Source organism: Stieleria tagensis, assembly GCF_024129865.1.
In the GTDB taxonomy this organism is placed as follows: Bacteria; Planctomycetota; Planctomycetia; order Pirellulales; family Pirellulaceae; genus Stieleria; species Stieleria tagensis.
In genome coordinates this window covers 1-1275 of the sequence record NZ_JAMYFE010000178.1, presented here as the reverse complement: position 1 = coordinate 1275, position 1275 = coordinate 1, and the positions used below count along the sequence as shown (strand labels likewise).

Here is a 1275-nt window from a genome sequence, read left to right as displayed (position 1 = left end):
TGAGGTGGCCTGGGTTTTGGGGGCCACGCGAGTCCTTAAAATGAAAGGAACTCAAGGAGCCTGAAATGCCACGGAAGACCAAGCCGATGTCGACGCCAGATCGTCGCACCTACACTGATGAATTCAAGCGTGACGCTGTCGCCATGCTGCTCGACGGCCACTCGGCTTCTTCGATCGTGCAGCGTCTGGGCATCTCTGGAACGAACCTGCTTTACCGATGGAAGAAGCAGCAGGTCGAGTCGGCCGGGCCTGTCGGTGAAGTCCTCGATGGTCGCGTCGCCGAGCTCGAAGCTGAGCTTCGACGTGTTGAGCGAGAGCGTGACGTTTTAAAAAAAGCTTTGATTATTTTCGGCCGAAGCGAGTGAGTCGACTTTACCAGGCGGCCCATAAAATCATTGCCGAGGGAACCGCATCGGAGCGAGAAGTCGGAGAATTTCTCGGATTCTCACGATCCGCTTTTCAGCGATTCCAAAGCCAACCACCTACTCAAAGGGAGCAAAGTGATATGGATATCTTTCCCATGGTGATTGCGACGTTTCATCGACATCGAAGACGATACGGCGCCCGGCGCATCGCAGCGGATTTGAAGATTCAAGGTATCGACTGCGGCCGCGAAAGAGTGGCTAAACTACTGCAAATTGCTGGTCTTTCGGCACTTCAGCCGAAATCGTTCAAGCCACGAACGACGGAAAGCCGGCACACACTGGGCTACAACGAGAACTTACTTCTCGATCGATCTGAACCAGTCTCAGTCAATGAGTTGTGGGTTGGCGATATCACTTACATCCCCATCGTGCGGAACGGCTTCGCGTATTTGGCAACACTCATGGATCGATTCTCTCGACGTATCGTTGGCTGGTCGATGAACATGAATATGACAGAAGAATTAGTCATCAAAACGCTCCGGCAAGCGATTGGGAATCGCCAACCGTCTGAAGGGCTAATCCATCACACCGACCGCGGCGGACAGTACGCCAGCAAGAAGTACCGAGCGATCATTGAGCGCAGTTCGATGCGGCAAAGCATGAGTCGATCCGGCGACTGTTACGACAACGCTTTCATGGAAAGTTGCTTTGGAACGATCAAGACCGAGCTTCAAATGACCGAATACGAAAGCTATCGCGATGCCCTGAAAGAACTGACTGAGTTCATCGACTACTACAACACATCGCGACTTCACTCATCGCTCGGCTATCTCTCGCCAAGCTGTTTTGAATCAACCGTCCCCTGCTGAAAATAAGAGGACGCGTGGCCCCCAAAACCCAGGCCACCTCA

General features: G+C 53.0%; 2 protein-coding genes. Both read left to right on the top strand.

What is annotated here, in order from left to right; all coding sequences use genetic code 11:
• The first annotated feature begins 65 nt into the window (after positions 1 to 65).
• Positions 66 to 365: a transposase gene (locus tag NHH03_RS27595; protein ID WP_253161588.1), complete on the top strand. Its 300-nt coding sequence runs from the start codon at positions 66 to 68 to the stop codon at positions 363 to 365.
• A complete protein-coding gene (locus NHH03_RS27590) occupies positions 362 to 1234 on the top strand; it encodes an IS3 family transposase (RefSeq protein WP_253161587.1) in 873 nt (290 codons plus the stop codon). Before NHH03_RS27595 ends, NHH03_RS27590 begins: the two co-directional genes overlap by 4 nt.
• Positions 1235 to 1275 lie beyond the last annotated feature (41 nt).